Annotated in this window: 27 protein-coding genes, 2 tRNA genes and 2 pseudogenes; 15 read left to right on the top strand and 16 right to left on the bottom strand. The window is 53.1% G+C overall.

The genetic code is table 11. The features are described 5' to 3' along the window. Positions 1-61: 61 nt before the first annotated feature. Complete coding sequence (locus tag D3871_RS31325; RefSeq protein WP_274381723.1) at positions 62-184, top strand: hypothetical protein; 123 nt, start codon at positions 62-64, stop codon at positions 182-184. A 207-nt stretch (positions 185-391) separates the two neighbouring features. Here the strand turns inward: D3871_RS31325 and D3871_RS11045 are convergent, their stop codons facing one another. Beyond that, positions 392-655 carry a hypothetical protein gene (locus tag D3871_RS11045; RefSeq protein ID WP_119768932.1) on the bottom strand — a complete coding sequence of 88 codons (264 nt, stop codon included), beginning with the start codon at positions 653-655 and terminating at the stop codon, positions 392-394. Positions 656-1,461: 806 nt separating this feature from the next. Here D3871_RS11045 and D3871_RS11055 point away from each other — a divergent pair. Together D3871_RS11055 and D3871_RS30810 are read left to right on the top strand one after the other, a co-directional pair. Then, positions 1,462-1,752, top strand: coding sequence for a hypothetical protein (locus D3871_RS11055; protein WP_119768934.1), 291 nt, complete (start codon positions 1,462-1,464; stop codon positions 1,750-1,752). A 147-nt stretch (positions 1,753-1,899) separates the two neighbouring features. After that, positions 1,900-2,124 (top strand): annotated as a pseudogene (locus D3871_RS30810) (J domain-containing protein); the annotation flags it as partial. A gap of 297 nt (positions 2,125-2,421) precedes the next feature. Here D3871_RS30810 and D3871_RS11065 read toward each other — a convergent pair. Next, a complete protein-coding gene (locus D3871_RS11065; RefSeq protein ID WP_119768935.1) occupies positions 2,422-2,655 on the bottom strand; it encodes a hypothetical protein in 234 nt (77 codons plus the stop codon). Positions 2,656-3,063: 408 nt separating this feature from the next. Between D3871_RS11065 and D3871_RS11070 the strand changes: the two genes are divergently transcribed. After that, complete coding sequence (locus D3871_RS11070) at positions 3,064-3,279, top strand: hypothetical protein (RefSeq protein ID WP_147376779.1); 216 nt, start codon at positions 3,064-3,066, stop codon at positions 3,277-3,279. A gap of 162 nt (positions 3,280-3,441) precedes the next feature. Here D3871_RS11070 and D3871_RS11075 read toward each other — a convergent pair. Further along, positions 3,442-3,517: transfer RNA gene (locus tag D3871_RS11075), tRNA-Asn, on the bottom strand. Between the two features lie 218 nt (positions 3,518-3,735). Between D3871_RS11075 and D3871_RS11080 the strand changes: the two genes are divergently transcribed. The 4 genes and pseudogenes from D3871_RS11080 to D3871_RS31860 all read left to right on the top strand — a co-directional run. Continuing rightward, on the top strand, positions 3,736-4,056 hold the full coding sequence (locus tag D3871_RS11080) for a hypothetical protein (RefSeq protein ID WP_119768937.1): 321 nt from the start codon (positions 3,736-3,738) through the stop codon (positions 4,054-4,056). Between the two features lie 492 nt (positions 4,057-4,548). Further along, the gene (locus D3871_RS11085) at positions 4,549-5,418 is read left to right on the top strand and encodes a YihY/virulence factor BrkB family protein (protein WP_119770031.1); all 870 of its coding nucleotides are present in this window, start codon (positions 4,549-4,551) and stop codon (positions 5,416-5,418) included. Positions 5,419-5,870: 452 nt separating this feature from the next. Next, positions 5,871-6,602, top strand: a complete 732-nt coding sequence (locus D3871_RS11090) for a hypothetical protein (RefSeq protein ID WP_147376780.1) — start codon at positions 5,871-5,873, stop codon at positions 6,600-6,602. 60 nt (positions 6,603-6,662) lie between these two features. Next, a pseudogene (locus tag D3871_RS31860) lies at positions 6,663-6,869 on the top strand (hypothetical protein); the annotation flags it as partial. Here D3871_RS31860 and D3871_RS29740 read toward each other — a convergent pair. The 5 genes from D3871_RS29740 to acs all read right to left on the bottom strand — a co-directional run bounded on the left by D3871_RS29740 (position 6,862) and on the right by acs (position 11,333). Continuing rightward, entirely contained in the window at positions 6,862-7,446 is a 585-nt protein-coding gene (locus D3871_RS29740; protein WP_147376781.1) for a hypothetical protein, read from the bottom strand. The pseudogene D3871_RS31860 and the gene D3871_RS29740 overlap by 8 nt on opposite strands. A 12-nt stretch (positions 7,447-7,458) precedes the next feature. Next, complete coding sequence (locus tag D3871_RS11100; RefSeq protein ID WP_147376782.1) at positions 7,459-8,037, bottom strand: hypothetical protein; 579 nt, start codon at positions 8,035-8,037, stop codon at positions 7,459-7,461. 9 nt (positions 8,038-8,046) lie between these two features. Further along, a complete protein-coding gene (locus tag D3871_RS11105) occupies positions 8,047-8,877 on the bottom strand; it encodes a TIGR04255 family protein (protein ID WP_119768940.1) in 831 nt (276 codons plus the stop codon). 193 nt (positions 8,878-9,070) lie between these two features. Then, positions 9,071-9,161, bottom strand: a tRNA-Ser gene (locus tag D3871_RS11110). 189 nt (positions 9,162-9,350) lie between these two features. Beyond that, entirely contained in the window at positions 9,351-11,333 is a 1,983-nt protein-coding gene (acs, locus tag D3871_RS11115; RefSeq protein WP_119768941.1) for an acetate--CoA ligase, read from the bottom strand. Between the two features lie 257 nt (positions 11,334-11,590). On the opposite strand from acs, the gene D3871_RS11120 reads away from it, so the two are divergent. The 3 genes from D3871_RS11120 to murI are packed head-to-tail and all read left to right on the top strand — an operon-like array spanning position 11,591 to position 14,641. Then, positions 11,591-12,211 (top strand): TIGR00645 family protein, encoded by a 621-nt coding sequence (locus D3871_RS11120; protein WP_119768942.1) that lies wholly within the window; start codon positions 11,591-11,593, stop codon positions 12,209-12,211. A 26-nt stretch (positions 12,212-12,237) separates the two neighbouring features. Continuing rightward, positions 12,238-13,776 carry a fumarate hydratase gene (locus D3871_RS11125; RefSeq protein WP_119768943.1) on the top strand — a complete coding sequence of 513 codons (1,539 nt, stop codon included), beginning with the start codon at positions 12,238-12,240 and terminating at the stop codon, positions 13,774-13,776. A 46-nt stretch (positions 13,777-13,822) separates the two neighbouring features. Further along, the gene (gene murI / locus D3871_RS11130) at positions 13,823-14,641 is read left to right on the top strand and encodes a glutamate racemase (RefSeq protein ID WP_119770032.1); all 819 of its coding nucleotides are present in this window, start codon (positions 13,823-13,825) and stop codon (positions 14,639-14,641) included. 172 nt (positions 14,642-14,813) lie between these two features. On the opposite strand, the gene D3871_RS11135 is transcribed toward murI, so the two are convergent. Next, positions 14,814-15,263 carry a cache domain-containing protein gene (locus tag D3871_RS11135; RefSeq protein WP_119768944.1) on the bottom strand — a complete coding sequence of 150 codons (450 nt, stop codon included), beginning with the start codon at positions 15,261-15,263 and terminating at the stop codon, positions 14,814-14,816. Between the two features lie 476 nt (positions 15,264-15,739). On the opposite strand from D3871_RS11135, the gene D3871_RS11140 reads away from it, so the two are divergent. The 4 genes from D3871_RS11140 to D3871_RS11155 are packed head-to-tail and all read left to right on the top strand — an operon-like array spanning position 15,740 to position 17,412. After that, complete coding sequence (locus D3871_RS11140; RefSeq protein WP_119768945.1) at positions 15,740-16,093, top strand: hypothetical protein; 354 nt, start codon at positions 15,740-15,742, stop codon at positions 16,091-16,093. 2 nt (positions 16,094-16,095) lie between these two features. Continuing rightward, positions 16,096-16,689: an HD domain-containing protein gene (locus D3871_RS11145; protein WP_119768946.1), complete on the top strand. Its 594-nt coding sequence runs from the start codon at positions 16,096-16,098 to the stop codon at positions 16,687-16,689. A gap of 31 nt (positions 16,690-16,720) precedes the next feature. Next, positions 16,721-17,035 (top strand): hypothetical protein, encoded by a 315-nt coding sequence (locus D3871_RS11150; protein ID WP_119768947.1) that lies wholly within the window; start codon positions 16,721-16,723, stop codon positions 17,033-17,035. Then, complete coding sequence (locus tag D3871_RS11155) at positions 17,032-17,412, top strand: phage protein NinX family protein (protein WP_119768948.1); 381 nt, start codon at positions 17,032-17,034, stop codon at positions 17,410-17,412. The genes D3871_RS11150 and D3871_RS11155 overlap by 4 nt, the downstream gene beginning before the upstream one ends. Positions 17,413-17,459: 47 nt before the next feature. Here the strand turns inward: D3871_RS11155 and D3871_RS11160 are convergent, their stop codons facing one another. The 7 genes from D3871_RS11160 to D3871_RS11190 are packed head-to-tail and all read right to left on the bottom strand — an operon-like array spanning position 17,460 to position 20,809. Beyond that, positions 17,460-17,891: a type II toxin-antitoxin system HicB family antitoxin gene (locus D3871_RS11160; protein WP_119768949.1), complete on the bottom strand. Its 432-nt coding sequence runs from the start codon at positions 17,889-17,891 to the stop codon at positions 17,460-17,462. Between the two features lie 60 nt (positions 17,892-17,951). Further along, a complete protein-coding gene (locus tag D3871_RS11165; protein ID WP_420799640.1) occupies positions 17,952-18,170 on the bottom strand; it encodes a type II toxin-antitoxin system HicA family toxin in 219 nt (72 codons plus the stop codon). A 42-nt stretch (positions 18,171-18,212) separates the two neighbouring features. After that, positions 18,213-18,707, bottom strand: a complete 495-nt coding sequence (locus D3871_RS11170; protein WP_119768950.1) for a hypothetical protein — start codon at positions 18,705-18,707, stop codon at positions 18,213-18,215. After that, positions 18,704-19,354 (bottom strand): glycoside hydrolase family 19 protein, encoded by a 651-nt coding sequence (locus D3871_RS11175; protein ID WP_119768951.1) that lies wholly within the window; start codon positions 19,352-19,354, stop codon positions 18,704-18,706. The genes D3871_RS11170 and D3871_RS11175 overlap by 4 nt, the downstream gene beginning before the upstream one ends. After that, positions 19,351-19,725 carry a hypothetical protein gene (locus tag D3871_RS11180; RefSeq protein ID WP_119768952.1) on the bottom strand — a complete coding sequence of 125 codons (375 nt, stop codon included), beginning with the start codon at positions 19,723-19,725 and terminating at the stop codon, positions 19,351-19,353. Before D3871_RS11180 ends, D3871_RS11175 begins: the two co-directional genes overlap by 4 nt. A gap of 10 nt (positions 19,726-19,735) precedes the next feature. Further along, positions 19,736-20,239: a hypothetical protein gene (locus D3871_RS11185; protein ID WP_147376783.1), complete on the bottom strand. Its 504-nt coding sequence runs from the start codon at positions 20,237-20,239 to the stop codon at positions 19,736-19,738. Between the two features lie 3 nt (positions 20,240-20,242). Continuing rightward, positions 20,243-20,809 carry a DUF4376 domain-containing protein gene (locus tag D3871_RS11190; RefSeq protein WP_119768954.1) on the bottom strand — a complete coding sequence of 189 codons (567 nt, stop codon included), beginning with the start codon at positions 20,807-20,809 and terminating at the stop codon, positions 20,243-20,245. Positions 20,810-20,811: the final 2 nt, after the last annotated feature.

Here is a 20,811-nt window from a genome sequence, read left to right on the forward strand (position 1 = left end):
CGCAAATGCACCGAACTGATCGCTTGATACATTGCTTATCCGCACAGGGAGGAGCCATAACATGCAAACATACATCGACCAATACCAAACCGTCTATTCGTTCAATGAATATCTCATCAAATCCACCGTCGAATACTGGACGGCGGTAAGCTTCCCGGCAATTTATTTCGCCAAGTATTTATAAGCTTCCCTTCAAGGCTTGCGTCTGGCTGCGACCCGGCCAGACGTCATGTCTGCTGCATCGAATTTGATCAGCGCCATCTTTTCTTTACGAATCAATGCCTTGCCATTGCTGACTGACGGTTATCCACAGGATTAACCACAACAAATGTGGGCAACTTGGCAAAGACATGGAACATGACGGCCAAATTTTGGCGCAGTACTGTCCGGTTCACGCAAATCGCCGTCGAATCTGCAACAATCCGAGAGGCAGCAAGAGACGCTTGCGCATTGCCGCCTCCTCTTCTGTAATGGAAGGGTCCACATCACCACTAACGGTCTGTGCCCCCGGCGCAGCTTCAAGCGCAGATTGAAGCACTATGCGCATGAGTTCCTGATTGATATGCAAGTCTTCCTGACGTGCATGTCGTGGGAGAAGCCCGGCTTCGGTCGCTTTCTTCACAGCGGCGTCGATCATTTGCATCGTTATGTTCATCACAGTTCTCCGGTAGGCATTCGTCATGCCAGTGCCTCGGTATCGTGACTGGTGCCAAGAGCCCTACACCCTTCATACCTTCAAGCATCGGCCTAACCAAGCGGACTCGTAGTGTGCAGGCTCTTTATGACGTGCAAATGAAAGCCTGTGAAGTATCCGCGCGATCAATTTCGGCTCAGGCTCGCGAACCGAATTGCCATCGATCATTTGCAAAAATTATGCCGCTTCAAATGGGGAGCTTGACCTCGGATCGTGATTACTTTAGATCAACAGCCAGTGCATCTAGCCAGTGCATCTCCCATATCTATGGCTAGCCCGGTCCAGGTCGTGCGCGAATAATGTGCTTTTCTTCCTGTACTAAGCCAAGTGGCGCAAGCACCGACTTGCAAGAACCCATGCGCCTGATGTCATGCTTACAATGCCAATGCCGTCTTTCGGATCAAGCAAAGTCATGTCCTGACTGCGGTTATCCGGTGCCTGGCGAGAACAGTTCGAAAATTTCAGACACTGATGCTATTTCGGAGCATCCGCTCCAACAGTATCGAACACTGCGCATCATCGGGTTAGCTGCAATGGGAAGTACCGTGGTAATCGCGATGAATGAGTTTCACACCGCAGCAACTATCGCAGGCATAAGCGGTGCGACCACCTATCTGATCGGTTTGCTGAGTGCATGGTGGAATACCTGAAACCGATTGCGTACTTCAGACTCGAAACAATACGCCGATAAGCCTCTGATGCAGATATCTCTTACCAAACCTGTGCATGGCATCATTCATGCGCGCTGAAATGCTCGATGAGAATAGGTGGAGCAATGGGTGGAGCGCATTCATAACAGCGTCGTTTTCCCGCGAAGAAGCTTTATGCAAATAGAAACTATCGGAAAGTATCAGATCCATTTGCTTGCACATGAAGTTGCCGGGGGCAAACAATGGGATCCCTTTATTACGATCTTGAAATTTGATGACCTAGCCGGAGATTTTCGCTGTGTACTTGAAAAACGACGTGCAGCCGATACCCCTTTAGACACCTACGAACAGGCGATAGAAGTTGCCCGCCAAATCGGCACGATGATGCTGAAAAAAGGCGAAGTGTAGTAAGCGCTTTCGGCAAGACGACCGAAATCAATACGCCGCTTGATAAATTGCAATGGTATAACGTATCGTGTCACTTACCATGAATGCAAGATAAGGCTAAGCCGAATCACTAGATTTTTCATGTAACCTCTATCCGGATTGCCGCCGATGGCACAGATCCACACGCATTACGACAACCTGAAGGTCGCACGCAACGCACCACCTGAAGTGATTCGGGCGGCGTACAAGACGCTTTCGCAAAAATATCATCCTGATCGAAATAGCGACAATCCGGACGCGATCCGTGTCATCCAGATCATTAATTCAGCGTATGCCGTACTATCCGATCCCGCCAAGCGACGGGAACACGACGAGTGGATAGCGCGCACGGAAGCGCAGAATCAGCATTCGGCCGCCGGCATCGATGGTGTCGACTTTGTCATAGGCCGTACCATTCATAGGAAATCCCGCCGTTCGCGCCATCATTCGTCCGCAAGCAGTTTTCTTTCCCGGCGCGGTCACTCGCATCCGATATTAAAGATGCTGCAAAAAGCCTTTGGATGGTGGGATCACCTGGGGCGCAAGCTGTTTCGAAAAGTCTGATCATCGCGTGCCGACGTCGCAAGCGTTCGCCACGTCCTGTTACATCACGCAATCTTCCATAGTCATAGAATGATGAGAGCTTGCTAGTCAATCCTCTTCTTCGGTGTCGATTCCGCGGTGCGAGCGCTCCACCTTCGCAAGCAACGATGCGACCGAGGCCACATTGACCAGTTGTTCATCCTCCGCATCGAGCTGACGTCCATTCTGCATTTCATGAATAACCGATAGCAATTCAAGCACCAGGCCGTAATGACAGGCAGCTTCTACCAATATTTCAAGTTGTCTTGCAGTATGTTCAGCGGCAGGCATCGAGAACCCCATGATCCGTTTGCACGTCATGTGTGCTTCGTACGGTAATCCTGATGGAAGTTCCGGTTCTTTATGCGATTTACAATTGTCTCGCACATGGGTGCCATTGCACGGCGGTTAAGTCCTGCCAATAAAAAACCGGCTCGTGGCCGGCTTATCAAGTCCCGTGTCTGGGATGGGGATAGGCAATAGTACACCATCCGGCAAAGGAAGCAAACATACCCCATGCTTCCGGAAGAAAGGCGATGATTTAGCGTCCATCCTTGTGACTTCAAGGACGTTTTTCATGAAACGGCTATTTTCGTTCAGTCTGATTGGCGCACTCACGCGGTATGCGTGTCCCGCATGCCTCTCAGGCGTACAAACCGTCCATGCTTTCCTTTAAGCCACATCAACATCTGGTTACTTAAAGGTTTCAATATGACTACATTCACTGAACGCCTTGGGGATGCTATGAATGAAGATTCCACATTATTGTTCATGAAAGTGATGTGCGTGGTGGCGTGGGTCTACATTGGAGCAGCAATCGCCTGTTGTTTTCCGTGGTTCTTTGGCGTACGTAAGTCAGGGCCAATACAAGCACAGCAACAGCGCACGGACGAAAAGCAAATCCCAACCGAAAATGCGCAGATCTAATCGGCTTGGAACGAGACTTGCCATCGCAAGCTGCAGCAGCCTGCGATAAGGTATAGCCCGAGGATTAAAGGGAATGTTTGGCGGAACCCACGCATGTATTGCCGTGGATGAGTCTTTGACTTGCGTTAGCAGGCATGTGCCTGCTCTTTTCATCTGGAATTCTGGCTCCCCGACCTGGACTCGAACCAGGGACCTGCGGATTAACAGTCCGTCGCTCTACCGACTGAGCTATCAGGGAAAGGAGGCGGAATTATAAGGTCGATCCTGCAGGCAAGTCAAAATTTTATTTCCTACCGTTCCCGCTTGGGGGCATTGGGGCGCTGCGCCATGCAGTAGCGCCCTATCTATCCTACAATTTCCGTCCACGCTGGCGACCGGCGCGACAGAAGGAACCGCGCATCGCTTTAATTACCTAATTATCTCGGGGCTCACGCCCGGCAACAACGAACACGATCGATGACAGACCGAAAACACAAAGCGACGAACAGAGAAATCAGCCTGGACGACCTTGCGGCGATGGTTGAACAAGCGGCAGCGAAGATCATCCGCTTGCAGGAGGAAGTCGCCCGTCAAAACAGACAGATCAAGGAGCTGGAACAACTGCAGGAAGCCGTGCGGCAGGACGCCGACTGGAGTCGGTGGTTCCGCCAGAAGTATCGCAATACCGTCTACTATCCGGTGATCGAAAAGGCGTTCTTCGACGATCATCCGCAGCATTCAACGTCGGACGACCAAGCTCCGGCCGGTAATGACGCACAGTCGCAGCAAGAATTGTAGACATTGAGTCGATGCGGCGACAGATTTCCTGCGATCTTATTTGCAGCTTTTGACCGTCGTAAAGCGCATGCCGAGCGAGCATGCCGCCTTGTGCATTGCCAGTCGCAGTTTTTCTATACCCGGCAATAAGGATGTAGATTTGAGACGTATTTTGTTGTGCAGAGACCTTCCCATGATTTCCCCCTATATACATAAACTTTTCCGATAGCTGAAATTATAGAAAGCGGCCCATGACGTGGATGTGACACCGAACACATTAGCGATTGACGCCGAGCAAATATATGCACACTCCGCCAGGATCCGCTGTTATGCCGGGCCCATCGCCGGGACAAATCATCTCTGTGATCCATATGTAGGTAATGCTCCGGTGGCGGTTATCGAATGGACACACGCAGTGCACCAGAACTCTGGCAGACGCAGGAAGGTATCGCGCTCAGGCCAAGTGCAGAACAGGTTCTCGCCATGCCGATAACCGACCGCAGAACCCGCCTCATGATCGAGCGCCCGGGCGCCTTCGCATTACGGACGCTCAAGGGGTTTCGCGCCAATCAGGGATTGCTGCTGGCAGGTGCCGTCGCCTATTATGCCCTCCTGTCGATCGTTCCCCTGCTGATCGTGACTGTCATCGCTCTCTCGCACGTTGTCGATCAGGGCGAGTTGCTGTTGACGATTGGCCGGTATCTGGAATGGCTTATCCCGGGCCAATCGCAGGCCGTGATCGAGGAACTTGCCGGATTCATGGCGCACCGCGAAGCAGTCGGGTGGCTGCTGCTTCTCACGCTGATTTTTTTCAGCTCGCTCGCATTCACTGTTCTGGAAAATGCGATGTCGGTAATTTTCTTTCACAGGGTATCGATAAGGCGCAGGCATTTCATGATCTCCGCCCTGCTTCCGTATTGCTACATTCTGTCGCTGGGTATTGGCCTGCTGATTGCCACCCTCGTCGCCGGTAGCCTGCAAACGATAGGACAGGAAAGCGTCGACCTGCTTGGAAGAACCTGGTCGTTGAGCGGATTGTCCGGCGTACTGCTTTACCTGCTTGGCCTGGTTGGCGAAATACTGATGCTGACCTCGGTCTATATGGTGATGCCGGTCGGCCGCCTATCGCTGCGCCACGCCTTGATAGGCGGCGTCACGGCGGCGCTGCTATGGGAGATCACGAGGCACATTCTGGTGTGGTACTTTGCCACCCTGTCACAAGTTAGTGTGGTATATGGGTCGATGACAACAGCGATCTTCGTCCTGCTAAGCCTGGAAATCGCAGCAACTCTTTTCCTGTTCGGCGCGCAGGCAATTGCCGAATATGAACGAACGGAGGATGGAACCGATGAAGAAAGCGAAGAGGCTTTCCATACGGATTAAAGGCATCTCGGCCTGAGCAGACGATGAAATTAAAGCTCTGGCGAAAAGCTTTAGGAAGATATACGGCGGGAGGGATGGTACGCCTCTCCATAGTTGGTCGAGGCGTACCGAACTGCCATCATGCATATCGGTTGCATGTACAGCAGATGAATCAAGTGTATAAGACTCTTGTTACGAGAGCATGACTGGGCTCAAGGGAAATGCGAAGTCTGGAAGATTGCTTGAAATTGGCACGGTGTAATAGCCAAGGCATGCCGCTTCAAAAACGTTGTCCTGCCACCGTCATGTGGAAAAACAAAGGCCTCCATACGGAGGCCTTGCATGACCGGCGGAGAGGGGGGATTCGAACCCCCGAAGTATCGCTACATTTCTAGTATTTGCAAAAATGCTGGCGAAAAGCTGGCATTTCATCATTCCTAATTTTTCTTTTTTCAACGAAACGCGTCAGCTCCTTGCTTGAAAGACCGGCATCATTTATAAAGTATAACGTTGTCTTTTTTTCATCATTTATGGATTACAAAGCTTATGCTGCCTTTCTCCGACAGAAAGTTAGAGACTTTCGCGGAATTGCCGCAGCGACAAACGGTGACCTGGAGGTCGAAGACCTGCACAACGAAGCATGGGTTGTAGCTGAATACCATGGGGCTAAACGTGGGATACCAATCGACTGGCTAGACCCTGCGGATCAATCACTTATCTTGGGTACCTTGACGGTCAAATACGATTGGGAAAAGCGTGCGCAGCGGTCGCAGACAGTCAGCATTGACGCAGCAGGAATTGACGAGGACGGTGAGGCATTCACCCTGTGTGACTTGCTACATTCCGACGTAGCGATTGACCCCCTGGATGAACTCGCTCACCGCCAGGAAGTAACCAGTGAGGCAGAACGGGCGAAGCGGGCGGCCGAAGAAAGGATTCTTGAATCGTATTCGCAGTCCGTGGCCTACAACGTTATTCTGTGGCATTTTGAAAACGTGCGCCGGCGGCTAGCCGGTTATCTCGCAATAGACCGAGGCACGCTGAGGCTCCGAATTGACGCTGCGGCCAAACAGCTGAAGGTTCAGCCATCGCTTTTTGATCAAATTGAACGCATTGCGTCGTCATTTCGACCAGCACCAGGAAAGGAATATTGCAAGCGAATTGAACAGCACCGCGCAGGTAAACAATGGGCTTGGGAGTTCTAATCAGACGAGGCTCTAAGGAATAAAGCAAGTGCAAATGACGAAGGACCGAACCCCCGGTGTCAAACACGGCACACATTCGCCAGCATGATGCTCGCTGCTGGCGAGTCACCGATGTGGGTTGCACAGCAAATGGGGCACAAGGATTGGACGATGATCGCCCGGGTCTATGGGAAGTGGATTAAGGACGCGCAGCCGGAGGCTGGCAATAAGGCCGTTGCAATGTTTGCTGGGTCAAATCAGAGAACGACACCCCAAGCGACTAATTGAGTTGTGGCTGAGGAAAAACACCAGCAATGAACCTATTTGCCAAGTCACGCAGACTCAAACGGATGCTTCGCGTATGTGCCTTTTGGTGAACAAGTTCGCAGATGTCCGCATGCGAGCGATCTGTTTCTAAAGCAGTGTCATATACGCCAAAACCGCGAAGCGGAGCTGGATCAGTTTCAAATTGAACGGTAATTTGGCGAACATCAGCGCAAAGAAATTGGATTGTACCAAGGTACAGACGCTCCTTTTCGGGATTACCCTGATTGTGTCTAAATACTCTATTCTCACCGAGTTCTTCGATATATTCCTGTGACGCATGGGCTAGCCTATTCACAGACATACCGAAACTTGAAGCATCGGAAAACGCCGCCGCAGTAAGAGAGTTTGTCTCCGGGTCGTAGTGAACTGGACTCACAATTTGACGGCACAAGATTTCATTGTCCTGCACTGGACCAGGCGAGTGCGCGGACGCAGATTCACCTTCCCACCCAACTAGCTGTTCTTGGGAAAGTTTTTGCAGATCCTTGCATTTTTGTTTATTGCCGGAATTTTGAGAAAAAAACTCGATGCAATCCATCGACTATTGCACCTACGCGGCTAGAGCGTACCCATGCGGAATGAGTAGGTCGCCCAAGGTATCGAAATACCAATTCGAATTAATACTTGTTGTATCAATTGAATCGTAAAACTTCTCTTTTCCGGTCGAACGAATTTTGGAATATATAGATATCTTTCCTTCAGGTTCGAAGGCAATATCGATATATATGTCGTTATCGTCCCAGTAGAGGCCTAGTTCTCCACTTGCTGAAAGCATCGCCTTTGGCAAAGGAAGCACTGGCGGCATTGAAAGTACAAAATCCAAAGCCGCCTCAATATCTTGGCTTGCAGGAACAACGCTATCAGCACCGTCCCATCCCGGCTCTAACTTTGCGAATGAAGACAACTGCGACAAGACATCCCCTGTCGCCACTACATAGGTATTTGAGGTTTCAATTGCACTGAGTGGCGGCTCATAAGTCGCTTCAGGTGCAGCTGTATCAAAGTACATTTGAGTAAGAGACGTATCAATGCCTGCAGCTTTAGACTTTTTCCCTGCACCCCAATTAGGTAAAGCAGTCGCAGGCAAAGCCAATGAGGCAAGCAACGCGATTGTCGAAAGTGGTTCCATTGTTATCCCTTAATTTTGGGTATCAGCTTGGTTCTTCAGCTTAATTTTTTCGCATACTTCTTCGGATAAAAGTTGTCCGAGAACCAGTTTATTTTCTTGGTGAAGTATGTTTTGATACTTTTCAATCGATTGCAGATAGTCTTTTGTCGCTATTCGCAATGGACTGTTTAGCGTCAGCTTGTGTGAGGTCAAAATTTGAATAGCCCGATCGTCTTGATTATTGACGACACTGACATTTATATTGTCCAAACACGTACCATCTACTCCTTCCAAATCACGTATGAAGCCATGATGACAGTGCCACAAGCCCTTCTGCTCGAAACTATTAGGAGCAAGGTAGGGAGTGTCGGTTTTAAATACTTCACGCAGATTGAGATTGGCCGGTTCGTCCTTCCAGGTAAACATATCGTTATACTGTAAGGCAATAGAACCGATCGATTTCTCCCTAAGGATCGGAGGCAAAACAATCTTGTAGTATCGCATCACGGCTTCTAGAATTGCGTCCCAACGACTGTACTCATTAATAGCAATGAGACAATTATTTCGAGAAACAACCATTTGGCTTGCAACTTGGCCAAATTTCCCCATACGTTGGAAAACAACTCCACCCATCGCATCGCCGTTTTGCTGAATAGCAGGAGAACCACTTGTAGCTTGGTCAAGATTGACCATAACCACTTTTTGCACCGTGCTTATCGGAAAATGGGACTTTAAGCTTTGTCCAAGACTTTGGACTTCTTGCAAAGCTCTGTCAGAAATTTCGCCCTGCCATTCCAAGACAAATATCACGCTCTGAATTGCGTGTGACTCAGTAATGGGAAATAAGTAATCCAAGCTCATAAGCACAACTATAGCATTTCGTTATTTTTATGCCTAACAATGCTGGCTGATTGATCTCAACGAGCGTCTAGGACTCTAAAAGGCTGGCGAAAAAGCTGTCATTCCAAAGCCCATTTCAACTCATTCAGCCCCACAAACACTAGACGAAAAAAATGCGTAAGTCTTTTTAATCAAGGACTTACGCATTGCTTCTTGGCGGAGAGGGGGGGATTCGAACCCCCGATAGGCTATTAACCTATACACGCTTTCCAGGCGTGCGACTTAAACCACTCATCCACCTCTCCTGGATTCTGGTTTCGCTTTCACGAAGCCGCAGATTATAGCAAACATTCGAAAATTTTCTCCATTTTTTCAGCAGGCAATATTTGATGCAAAGAAAAAGCCGGTGCAGGCTTGTGGCCTCACCGGCTTTCTTGTCTCCTCTCGGCTTTTTGCGGCGGGTATTCCGCGTATGGCTTATTCTTTCTTACTCTTTATTGCGCTTCTTTCAATTGCTCCAGGATCGCGGGGTTTTCCAGGGTGGAGATGTCTTGCGTAATTTGCTCGCCCTTGGCCAGTACGCGCAGCAAGCGGCGCATGATCTTGCCGGAACGGGTCTTGGGCAGATTGTCGCCAAATCGGATTTCCTTGGGCTTGGCGATCGGACCAATCTCCTTGGCCACCCAGTCGCGCAATTCCTTGGCAATCTGCCTGGCTTCCTCGCCGCTCGGCCGCGCCCGCTTCAGCACCACGAATGCGCAAATCGATTCGCCCGTGGTCTCGTCCGGCTTGCCCACCACCGCCGCTTCCGCCACCAGCGGATTGGCCACCAGCGCCGATTCGATTTCCATCGTGCCCATGCGGTGACCCGACACATTCAAGACATCGTCGATGCGACCGGTGATCGTGAAGTAACCGGTCTTGTCATTGCGCACCGCCCCGTCGCCAGCCAGGTAAATCTTGCCGCCCAGCTCTTCCGGAAAATAACTCTTCTTGAACCGCTCCGGATCGCCCCAGATGGTGCGGATCATCGATGGCCAGGGCCGCTTGACCACCAGGATGCCGCCCTGTCCATTCGGCAAGTCGTTGCCGGTTTCATCGACCACCGCGGCCATGATGCCTGGCAGCGGCATCGTGCATGAACCCGGCACCATCGGTGTGGCGCCCGGCAGCGGCGTGATCATGTGGCCGCCAGTCTCGGTTTGCCAAAAGGTATCGACGATTGGGCAGTGTTCATTGCCCACATTGCGGTAGTACCACATCCAGGCTTCCGGATTGATCGGCTCGCCGACCGACCCCAGCAGGCGCAGGCTGGACAGGTCGTATTTCTTTGGATGCACTTCGGCATCGGCGTCGGCGGCCTTGATCAGCGAACGGATCGCGGTGGGCGCGGTATAGAAAATGGTGGCCTTATGTTTGGCGATCATGTCCCAGAAACGGCCGGCGTTGGGGTAGGTCGGCACGCCTTCGAACACGATCTGGGTTGCGCCTACGGCCAGCGGGCCATAGGCGATATAGGTGTGGCCGGTGACCCAGCCGATGTCGGCGGTGCACCAGAAAATGTCGGTGGGCTTGATGTCGAAGGTCCACTTCATGGTCAGCATGGCCCACAGCAGATAGCCGCCGGAGGCATGCTGGACACCCTTGGGCTTGCCGGTCGAGCCGGAGGTATACAGGATGAACAACGGGTGCTCGGCATCGACCCATTCCGGTTCGCAAGTACTGTCCTGGTTGGCGACGACGTCCTTTAACCAGCGGTCTCGGTCCTGCACGAAATTGATATTGGTGCCGGTGCGTTGATAGATCACGACGTTCTTCAAGTGTTCGCAACCACCCATGCCGATTGCTTCATCAACGATGGACTTCAAAGGCAGCTGCTTGCCGCCGCGCACTTGTTCATCGGCGGTAATGACCGCAACCGCCCCTGCGTCGATGATGCGTTCCTGCAGCGATTTTGCCGAGAAGCCGCCGAACACCACCGAATGGGTTGCGCCGATGCGGGCGCAGGCTTGCATGGCGACGATGCCTTCGATCGACATCGGCATGTAGATCACGACGCGATCGCCCTTTTTGATGCCCAGCGATTTCAGACCATTCGCAAATTGGCAAACCTTGTCGTGCAATTCCTTGTACGCGACCCTGGTTACCTGACCGTCATCGGCTTCAAAAATGACGGCGGTCTTGTCGGCATTGCCGTTTTGCAAATTCCGGTCGAGACAGTTGTAGGAGACGTTGAGCTGTCCATCTTCAAACCATTTATAGAAGGGAGCATCGGTCTCGTTCAGGGTACGAGTGAATGGCTTGCGCCACTCGATGTTTTCATTGGCCAGCTTGGCCCAGAAACCTTCATAGTCGTTTTCCGCCGCGGCGCACATCGCCTGGTATGTTTCCATTCCAGAGATGGTGGCGTTTTTGACGAAGTCGGTAGGAGGGTTAAAGATGCGATTTTCCTGCTTGAGGGTTTCGATGTCTGCCATGAGCGTCTCCCGCGAGATGTTAGTTTGCTACGAAGGTAAACTTTTACACTTACTCAAGCCTTACACCCCCATGGACGAACAGGTCCACACGCACCAAAGGCGTGCGAACGGTCGTGATCGGCTTTTTCAGATCGGCTTTTACCATGCCACATCCGGTCTGATCTTGCCATAGTTGCATCGCATGGAATACGCAAGAGCTTCATCGTTGACGCGTGTAAAATGCTGGGGTTTTGTTTCACTCAAAAATGACTAGCGACATGAAACCTCTCGAGCACGAAACCTCCAAGGCTTCCCGGCCCATCCGCCCTTTGCCGAACCTGATTTTCATGAGCCGGTGGCTGCAGTTGCCGCTCTACCTCGGCCTTATTCTGGCGCAAGGCGTCTACGTGTATCACTTCTGGGTGGAACTGGTGGACCTGATCGGCGCAGCCATGGGCAATCAGGCCGCGCTCGAGCATATCCTGAATGCAGTCGCCATCGATGGCGCCGTACGTCCGACCAAGCTCAATGAAAGCACCATCATGCTGGTGGTGCTCGGCCTCATCGACGTAGTCATGATTTCCAACCTGTTGATTATGGTTATCGTCGGCGGTTATGAAACGTTTGTGTCGCGCATGAATCTGGAAAGCCACCCCGATCAGCCGGAATGGCTGTCGCATGTGAATGCATCGGTTCTGAAAGTAAAACTCGCCACCGCAATCATCGGCATATCGTCCATCCATTTGCTGAAGACCTTCATCAATGCCGGCGCATATGATGCCAAGACCCTGCTCGCGCAGACCGGCATCCATATCACTTTCCTGCTGTCGGCCATAGCGATCGCGTATAGCGATCGTCTGATGGCGCACACCACGAGCCATTCCAAGCATTCCCACTGACCCTAGCCATCCTAGCCAATATCACCATGACTACCATCAAGCAAGAAGACCTGATCGAGTCGGTTGCAGCCGCGCTCCAGTACATCAGCTACTACCATCCGGTTGATTACATCCAGCACCTGGCGCGCGCATATGAAAGCGAACAGAGCCCGGCCGCGAAGGATGCGATCGCGCAGATCCTGACCAATTCGCGCATGTGCGCGGAAGGACGCCGTCCGCTGTGCCAGGACACCGGCATTGTCAACGTCTTTCTCAAGATCGGCATGGAAGTGCGCTTCGAAGGCTTCAAGGGCTCGATCACCGATGCGGTCAATGAAGGCGTGCGGCGCGGCTACAACCATCCCGACAATGTCTTGCGCGCGTCGGTCGTGGCAGACCCGCAATTCGAGCGCAAGAACACCAAGGACAATACGCCTGCGGTCGTGCACATGGAACTGGTTCCGGGCAACACCGTCGACGTGCAGGTCGCGGCCAAAGGCGGCGGCTCGGAAAACAAGTCCAAGTTTGTCATGCTGAACCCGTCCGATTCCATCGTCGACTGGGTACTCAAGACCGTGCCGACCATGGGTGCAGGCTGGTGCCCGCCAGGCATGCTCGGCATCGGCATCGGCGGCACCGCGGAACGTGCGATGCTGATGGCCAAGCAAGTGTTGATGGAAGACATCGACATGTATGAACTGAAGAAGCGCGGCCCGCAAAACAAGACTGAAGAATTGCGTATCGAACTGTGCGACAAGATCAATGCACTCGGCATTGGCGCGCAAGGCTTGGGCGGCCTGACTACCGTGCTCGACGTAAAGATCATGATGCACCCGACGCATGCCGCATCCAAGCCGGTAGCGATGATCCCGAACTGCGCGGCAACCCGCCATGCGCATTTTGTGCTCGACGGTTCCGGTCCTGCCTACATCGAGCCGCCTTCATTGTCCAATTGGCCGAACGTGCAGTGGACACCTGATACCGAACAATCGAAGAGCGTCAATCTGGACACCCTGACCAAGGAAGAAGTCACTTCCTGGAAGCCGGGCCAGACACTGCTGCTTAACGGCAAGATGCTGACCGGCCGCGACGCTGCGCACAAGCGTATCCAGGACATGCTGGCCAAGGGCGAATCGCTGCCCGTCGACTTTACCAACCGCGTGATTTATTACGTCGGCCCGGTCGATCCGGTACGCGACGAAGTGGTCGGCCCGGCTGGCCCGACCACGGCCACGCGCATGGACAAGTTCACCGACATGATGCTGGAGCAGACCGGCCTGATTTCCATGGTCGGCAAGGCCGAGCGTGGTCCAGTCGCGATCGAGTCGATCAAGAAGCACAAGTCGGCCTACCTGATGGCGGTCGGCGGCGCGGCTTACCTGGTATCCAAGGCGATCAAGGGCGCGAAGGTGGTGGGCTTTGCCGACCTCGGCATGGAAGCGATCTATGAGTTTGAAGTCAAGGACATGCCGGTCACGGTCGCGGTCGATTCCAACGGCATCTCGGTGCACAACACCGGTCCAAAGGAATGGCAGGAACGCATTGCGACCGGCAATCTTGCCAAGATTCCCGTGACTGTTGCATAAGCAGGATACTGAAGCGGTGAACGTCACTTCTCAAGCGACGAAGCTGATGGGGGCCGAGGCCCCCATCGGTATTTTTGATTCCGGCATTGGTGGCTTGTCGGTCCTTAAATACATTCACGCCTGCCTGCCGAACGAACAACTGCTGTACTTTGCAGATTCCGGGTTCGCGCCGTATGGCGGACGTCCGGAAGAAGAAATCGTCGCGCGTTCGCTGGCGATTGCAGAGTTCCTGATGCAGTACGGGACCAAGGCCTTGGTCGTCGCATGCAACACCGCGACCGCCGCTGCAATCCGTGCGATCCGCGAGCGCTATCCCACCTTACCGGTGGTCGGAGTCGAACCGGGTCTCAAGCCGGCTGCCGCGCTGACCAAGACCGGCACGGTCGGTGTAATGGCGACCAAGGGCACTCTGGCAAGCACCAAATTCAATTTATTGCGCGAGCAAATCACGGCTGCAAGCAACGTGGTGTTTATCCCGCAGCCATGCATTGGGCTCGCCGATCAGGTCGAAAAAGGTGAGTTGCATTCGGCGACCACCGCTACGCTGGTGCGCGGCTACGTTGCGCCATTGATCGAACAAGGCGCCGACACGCTGGTACTGGGTTGCACACATTACCCTTTCGTTCAGCCCCTAATAGAAGAAGTGATTGCGCATGTCACCTCGAGGCCGATCACCATCGTCGATACCGGCGAGCCGGTGGCACGACAACTGGTGCGTCTGCTGACAGAAAAGAAATTGCTGCGCCTGGAAGGAAGCGGGACGATGAGCGGTTTTACGACGGGTAGCCAGAGCGCATTGCAAACTGCATTTGCCAAGCTGCTTGGATTGCATCCTCCGGTAATGCAGATTGCGACGAGTGCTTGAAGATTCCGATGCGCTTACGATGAATTGCGTACGCATAAAATCACAGAGCCGTCGCAAGAAAGTAAAAAGCCTGGTTACAGAAACCAGGCTTTTTTTTCAAGATCCCAGGACACCTTAAGGGAACACCGAATCAGAATATCCCTTACTGCCTGAAGAGCTGGAATTGGTTATCTTACTTATTGTAGATGCCGCAGCCGACTACAAGATCATCGACTTTTTGTACATACGTGGATTTATGCTCGATGGCCTTCGTATTCGGATTGACCCATTTATAGTCGGACCAACCGCTACCTTTTGCATTGGCCAAGTCAGTATATTCTTTGACAAACGGTTTGCCATCTGCGTCTTTTAAGTCCATCAAATCTTTACCGATCAGCTTTGCGTTCGCACCGTGCGCAAGCATTTTGCCTTGGACGTTTGTTACGAAAATATACAGTTCACCTTTTTTGAATTCGCCTGAAGGATTACTAAACTCTGCGAGCGCCTTTTCTTTACCATGGTCCTTGATATAACTGACCGCTTTTTTCACCATCGCGGTCGCGTTGGCCGCGTCGTCAGCCAATGCGGACGCAGATATTGTCATAGCCGTCAAAACCAAACCGGCAAATTTTGTAAAACGCATGAGTGTCTCCTTATGGAAGTATGTCGGAAATCTGTTTCCGTAAGGAAATATTAGACTAGTATCTCTGGTATGTCATTGAAATCAGTCTGCACAGGCATATACACAACAGTCGTGTTGCGTATTGTTAATGTGAAGTACATACCCAAGGATATTCCTCCAATTCATGCTGCCCGGAAGTGCCCCTGAAAACAAAAAGCCCAGTCCGAAGACTGGGCTTTTTGTTTGAATTCTATGGGGTGGCTGACGGGACTCGAACCCGCGACAACAGGAATCACAATCCCGTCTGCAACTCGGCGCTGGGCCGCATGAATCCTCACTTCTCCAATTCGGATTTTCCAACGACGCACGAGTTATCCACAGCGATTTACGCTGGTTTCAGGCGAGCCGTTGGAAAATTTTAGCACCATACCAGGCGCCTCAATAGGTACTCTGACCTGCCTTATATTGCCATTTCCGAACCATCAAATGGATGAGAAATGAGCACAGGAACCTGCGACACCGACCTTGAAGAACTGATGCGCCTGGCGGATGCGGCGACGCCCGGGCCGTGGCAATGGTGGACAAGCAATAGCGTTCTTCGACTCTCCGGAGCCGATGGCAAGGATGGCGGAGTCCTATCGGCCGTCATGCACTCGAGCTGGCCAGACATACTCTGTAGCCCTGCCAATCAGGCGTTTATCGCCGCGGCCGATCCGCTCGTGGTCGGATCCTTGATTGAACGCATCCAAGACCTGCAGCGCCTCCTCGATGTCGAGCGTGCCGAGAATTCTCGCCTTGAGGACGAACTTGCCGGCCTCCGTGCTGCGGCGCCAGCGAGAAAGGCGAATTGACCATGCACGCCGATATTGCATTTTCTGCCATGTTATTCGCCCGTGAGGTGCACAAGAACCAAGTTCGGAGATATACCGGCAACCCCTACTCCGATCATTTGGCCGAAGTCGCCGGCATCGTGGCGACTGCCGCGCACGCCTATCCACACCACATGCGTGACCAGATGATTGCCGTCGCCTGGTTGCATGACTGCGTCGAAGATCAAGGAGTGCAGCACCATACCCTGATCGAGAAGTTTGGCATGCCAATAGCGGACGGCGTACGTTGGCTGTCTGACCTCGAGAAAGGCAACCGGCAGGAACGCAAGGCCGCAAGTCGCGCGCGGCTCGCTCGAGCGCCAGACTGGGTCCAGACGATCAAATGCGCCGATCTGATTAGCAACACATCCAGCATCGTCAAACACGATCCGACGTTTGCCGTGACTTACCTGCAAGAGAAACGCGAGTTGCTGGCCGTGCTGACCAATGTGGACATGGGCCTATGGCACTTGGCTGCCGCACAAGCGAACGTCCAAGCAATTTCAAAGAGAGAGAGAGAGAGAGAGAATGACAGAAAATCAGCCACGAAAGACATGGCTCTACTTCGGTTGCCATAGAGAGCCCGGGCACTATCTGTTCGCGCCTGGGATGCGTCACATCTATGACCGCACTCTTCAAAAGCTTCAATACTTCGACGGCAAGCTGCCGTCTCAGAATGATACCACCGGCTATGTCGCCTCGATCTCTCGCTTGGGTGGCTGGGGAATGTCAGCGCTGGCCTTCTGGGATTATTCCGTCGACAAGCGCGGCGGTTGCAACAGCGTGTTCTATGCCCCGTCGCTGACGATCACACCAGAAGAACTCATGGCCGGCGCAAAGCAACACTTTCCTGAAGTGTGGGCTCGGCTTCCTGAAGTCCGGCTTGCCGTCCCTCCCCTTCCCACACTGAGGCCAACAGCATGAAAGTATTTGAGCTGAATGGCGTCTGGCTGGATTACTGGGTTGCGCGTGGCCATGACAAGATCGTTGCCCTGCCAATAGACGGCAGTCGGCAGGAAGTCGGCTTTGACTACATCCCGTGCTATTCCACGGATTGGAGTCTTGGCGGCCCGATCATCGAGCGGGGGAAAATTGTTTTGCTTCCGCCGCCAGCCCATGCGAAAGACTGCCAATGGTGCGCTTGCAGTGGCGCATACTTCGAGACGATCCACAGCATGGATGGCGCGCAAGAAGGTCCGACTCCGCTCATCGCTGGTATGCGTGCATTCGTGGTTGAGAAGTTTGGCGAAGAAGTCCCTCCTACCATAGTAGGAGATACCACCGATACAGCGGCAGATTGATTGAAAAGGCTACGACAGCAGGAGGGATAGAACAAGGGCAGGGATTCTCATGCGGACGCCACATCGCGACGCACATCGATCACCAGCTCTTTGCCAAGCGCCTTCAATGCCTCTTGGATCGTGTCGATTTTTGTCGAGTGCGACAGATCCAAGAGGCGATTGACATCCTGCGGCCGAGTGCCAAGGCGCCGCGCCAACTCCGAAGGCTTTACACCTTGCGCCAACATCTCGTTGAGCAACAAAACCTTGGCAGATAGGCTCGCCGGAAGCTCGACAAACGGGAATTTCCCGCGCATCTTGCTTGGCAAAGGGACTGTCCGGCGATCCTCGAAATAAAACTCCATCGCCGTTGCCAGCGCATCGCGCGCCATTTCCATCGCTTCTTCTTCCGTGACGCCAGAAGTCAAAGCCTCCGGAATATCCGGAAACGACACACAAAAACCGCCCTCGTCAGGCGTTAGATTTACTGGATAACGCATATGCACTCCATGGGTGCCGTGCTACATCGCGAGTCTTGGAAAGCCCCTTTCGGGGCCCTCCTATTTGATTCCCAGCTGTTTCAGAATCGCCTGCCTTAGCCCCTTTGTTATTTCATGGCTGGGGTGCCTTGGCAGCGTGGTTTGCTTTCCATTTAGGTAGACTTTCGTGTGACTTGCACCTTCTTTGAAAGTCGCCCCTTGGTCAGCGAGCCACCGTTTGAACTCGCTTTGCTTCACCGCACCTCCCTTATTCGTTGAACATGGAGATACTATAAACATTATTGTTTAATAATTCAATGATTTTTAAGCAATTTTGTTTATTTATTGAGTCATATTTTCAGCAAAAATAAATGCTTGGCATGCCCTTCCAGCCGCAAATGCCTCTTCGACTTGGAGCTTCAGCGCATCAAGATCTCGTCCAATGTCTTCACGAACCAGCCGGCCTCCGGGATCGGCTGCATCGCTGCTGCCGGCGCTACGGGCTTCGGGCGTTCCGGAAGGCTGACCACAGATTGCGGGACCGACGCGCAGCCTGGGAGCACTGACAATAGAAGCGCGCACACGACCCAACTCAAAATCATGAGCTTTCTGGATAAGGCGGTTGCTTTCACGGTTTTTCTCCCTTTCTGCTTCGTTTTCAGCATTGCGCTCAATGAGCGCCTTATTTTCGGCGGTGGCGCGTGCCGCGGCCGCTACCGCGCACTTGCCCTCTTCGATGTGGCCGCCCATGTAGAAGCCTGTAGCGAACAGGGCAATGCAGAAAGCGACCTTGGCAAACTTCAGCGCCGGTTCGATGAATGGCTTGAAAATATTCATATCAAAACTCCTATCGCGCGGGCGTAGATGTCCCGGCGCTCGGTCATGCCATTGGTGCCACCATTGACGGCTTTGCTGATCGCGTCAATGTTGCCGGTATCAGCCAGGAAATTGAGATCGCGGCCAGCCGGATTCCCTTCGACCCAGAACCAGCCAAAAGACCGGCAGGCTATATCGGGACGCTCAATCAGTTCAGGCTGCGACACAAGATCAATGCCCAAGGCCGCGCCGCATTTAGCGTAGTTGCTTTTAAAGGTCAGATGGCCGGCGCCACCGCCCCGAAATTTCCAACCGTCGCCAGATTCCATCGGACCGTTTCCGTACCGGCCGGCGTATGCAATATTGGCAATCGTCTGCTGATCGGCTGAATGTTCCGCAGTGCGGCCGTAGCGGTATGCGTCCGTTTTTGTGAACCGGGTAACCTTGGACGTATTGAAGGTGCGCAGCAGTCCTTCCGGGCTGTAATTCAGATTTTCGCGAAGCTTCGACAGCCCTAACGTCTCATGCAAAATCTGGGAAAGAAAGGCCGCCTGACGCGCCGGTGTGTTGACGCTGAACTCCTGCATCGCAGCGCAAAGAGGTGTAAAAAAAGCCGCTAGGTGCGGCTTTACAGTAGGCCTGATGCGGATCAGATCGTCTTGTGTCATACCGTCTTCCTCACTTCCTCGGCCGCTTCGGCGATGTCCTTGCCGTTACGCTTGTGCAGCCATAGAGCTGCAGCGCGAGTCACCCACCAAGCCGGGGCCCCAACGAGCAGATATACCGCGCTACGGTTCTCGGCTAACGGGACGCTTGGCAGGTATGACACCAAGACATCAACCGCCAAGTCACCGAAAACCATGCTGGCAATTCCCGCGCATGCCAGCCGCACCACAAATTCCCGCTGATCGAATGTGCCGTCCGGCTTCACCGGGGGCAGCACGAAGTAAAGAAGCGCCGCACCTATCATGCCAAGCCCTGCCTTCAATCCATAGAGTTTAAAAAATGCCAGCCCTGCCGCTTCGCCTGGTCCGTTCATGTGTGTCGCCTTATTGTTGTGGAGTCGTAAAAAAACCCGCCGAAGCGGGTTTGAGGATTGGAGATTTCGGGTAGTTACATTGTCGAAGGTCGTTTGGCGTCACCCGCGTTTTCTCGTCCGGATCGAGCAGCCATAACCCACCGGCACCGATCTGAGCGAAGTTGAGTTCGCTGCACCACCATTTGCTTTCATCCTGCCAGTTTTCCGATTGAAGAAACGGCAGACCGAATGCGCCGGGGAAGTCATAGTCCTTGCCATGCTGCCGCTCGCCGAACTCGATAGCAGCATCGATGTCCGGTACCGGGACATACATGTCCTGGTAGTAGGCGACGCCCTGCATGGCCACGGCCTCATCGACAGCGCGGCAGCCGTGCGACATTGACGCCTCGTACGCGCGACCCCGGATGATGCTCATGGTATGACTCCAACGACGAGAACCGGTGGCAATGGCAATCACTGGGCTGATCAGATTAGGCGGCCAGCGCGTTGTCGAACGTACAGTAATGATCTCCATGGGTCACCACACAATCTCGTCAACTTGCACTTGTGTTGTTGCAGTCGCAAGTGCTGCCTTGAGCTGCTGCGACTTATTGAAGTTCGCCGTTCCCTGTGCCGCCATCGATGCATAGAACGTCTTGAAATGTTCGATGGTCGGCATCGGGATGATCGATTTATCCTTGGCCTTCCAGCCACCAGGGAAGTCCGGCGGGAAGGTGCCGAACAATGCAATGTGACTGGCGGTCGATGCAATGTCTTTGAAGGACAGCGAATCGCAGGCAATCACCTTACCCTGGTGGGTGAACACGGTATTGTTTGCTTCCTCGCGCCATTGATCGATCTGCGCGTTCTTCGCATCCTTAACTGATTGCGACACGGGCGGCGGATCTTTACGCACCAGCTGGCCATCGACATACAGGTAATCGCGGGCGGTAAAACCCTCGGGCACGTCAAGGTCGATAACCGCGAACTCACCTTGCACTTTGCAGAATACCGTTTCGCCCACGGTGTAGGTGTCGTCGGTTTCGACGATGGTGTCCGCCAGTTCGTCGGCCAAGATAGTAGAACCGATAATAAGTAATCGCATAA

This window comes from Noviherbaspirillum saxi, assembly GCF_003591035.1.
Lineage (GTDB): Bacteria > Pseudomonadota > Gammaproteobacteria > Burkholderiales > Burkholderiaceae_D > Noviherbaspirillum > Noviherbaspirillum saxi.

Bases quoted from the DNA above. Each gene is read 5' to 3' on its own strand.
- D3871_RS31325 (WP_274381723.1), top strand. From the start codon at position 62: ATGCAAACATACATCGACCAATACCAAACCGTCTATTCGTTCAATGAA.
- D3871_RS11045 (WP_119768932.1), bottom strand. From the start codon at position 655: ATGAACATAACGATGCAAATGATCGACGCCGCTGTGAAGAAAGCGACC.
- D3871_RS11065 (WP_119768935.1), bottom strand. From the start codon at position 2,655: ATGGGGTTCTCGATGCCTGCCGCTGAACATACTGCAAGACAACTTGAA.
- D3871_RS11070 (WP_147376779.1), top strand. From the start codon at position 3,064: ATGACTACATTCACTGAACGCCTTGGGGATGCTATGAATGAAGATTCC.
- D3871_RS11080 (WP_119768937.1), top strand. From the start codon at position 3,736: ATGACAGACCGAAAACACAAAGCGACGAACAGAGAAATCAGCCTGGAC.
- D3871_RS11085 (WP_119770031.1), top strand. From the start codon at position 4,549: ATGATCGAGCGCCCGGGCGCCTTCGCATTACGGACGCTCAAGGGGTTT.
- D3871_RS29740 (WP_147376781.1), bottom strand. From the start codon at position 7,446: ATGGATTGCATCGAGTTTTTTTCTCAAAATTCCGGCAATAAACAAAAA.
- D3871_RS11100 (WP_147376782.1), bottom strand. From the start codon at position 8,037: ATGGAACCACTTTCGACAATCGCGTTGCTTGCCTCATTGGCTTTGCCT.
- D3871_RS11105 (WP_119768940.1), bottom strand. From the start codon at position 8,877: ATGAGCTTGGATTACTTATTTCCCATTACTGAGTCACACGCAATTCAG.
- acs (WP_119768941.1), bottom strand. From the start codon at position 11,333: ATGGCAGACATCGAAACCCTCAAGCAGGAAAATCGCATCTTTAACCCT.
- D3871_RS11120 (WP_119768942.1), top strand. From the start codon at position 11,591: ATGAAACCTCTCGAGCACGAAACCTCCAAGGCTTCCCGGCCCATCCGC.
- D3871_RS11125 (WP_119768943.1), top strand. From the start codon at position 12,238: ATGACTACCATCAAGCAAGAAGACCTGATCGAGTCGGTTGCAGCCGCG.
- murI (WP_119770032.1), top strand. From the start codon at position 13,823: ATGGGGGCCGAGGCCCCCATCGGTATTTTTGATTCCGGCATTGGTGGC.
- D3871_RS11135 (WP_119768944.1), bottom strand. From the start codon at position 15,263: ATGCGTTTTACAAAATTTGCCGGTTTGGTTTTGACGGCTATGACAATA.
- D3871_RS11140 (WP_119768945.1), top strand. From the start codon at position 15,740: ATGAGCACAGGAACCTGCGACACCGACCTTGAAGAACTGATGCGCCTG.
- D3871_RS11145 (WP_119768946.1), top strand. From the start codon at position 16,096: ATGCACGCCGATATTGCATTTTCTGCCATGTTATTCGCCCGTGAGGTG.
- D3871_RS11150 (WP_119768947.1), top strand. From the start codon at position 16,721: ATGCGTCACATCTATGACCGCACTCTTCAAAAGCTTCAATACTTCGAC.
- D3871_RS11155 (WP_119768948.1), top strand. From the start codon at position 17,032: ATGAAAGTATTTGAGCTGAATGGCGTCTGGCTGGATTACTGGGTTGCG.
- D3871_RS11160 (WP_119768949.1), bottom strand. From the start codon at position 17,891: ATGCGTTATCCAGTAAATCTAACGCCTGACGAGGGCGGTTTTTGTGTG.
- D3871_RS11165 (WP_420799640.1), bottom strand. From the start codon at position 18,170: ATGTTTATAGTATCTCCATGTTCAACGAATAAGGGAGGTGCGGTGAAG.
- D3871_RS11170 (WP_119768950.1), bottom strand. From the start codon at position 18,707: ATGAATATTTTCAAGCCATTCATCGAACCGGCGCTGAAGTTTGCCAAG.
- D3871_RS11175 (WP_119768951.1), bottom strand. From the start codon at position 19,354: ATGACACAAGACGATCTGATCCGCATCAGGCCTACTGTAAAGCCGCAC.
- D3871_RS11180 (WP_119768952.1), bottom strand. From the start codon at position 19,725: ATGAACGGACCAGGCGAAGCGGCAGGGCTGGCATTTTTTAAACTCTAT.
- D3871_RS11185 (WP_147376783.1), bottom strand. From the start codon at position 20,239: ATGGAGATCATTACTGTACGTTCGACAACGCGCTGGCCGCCTAATCTG.
- D3871_RS11190 (WP_119768954.1), bottom strand. From the start codon at position 20,809: ATGCGATTACTTATTATCGGTTCTACTATCTTGGCCGACGAACTGGCG.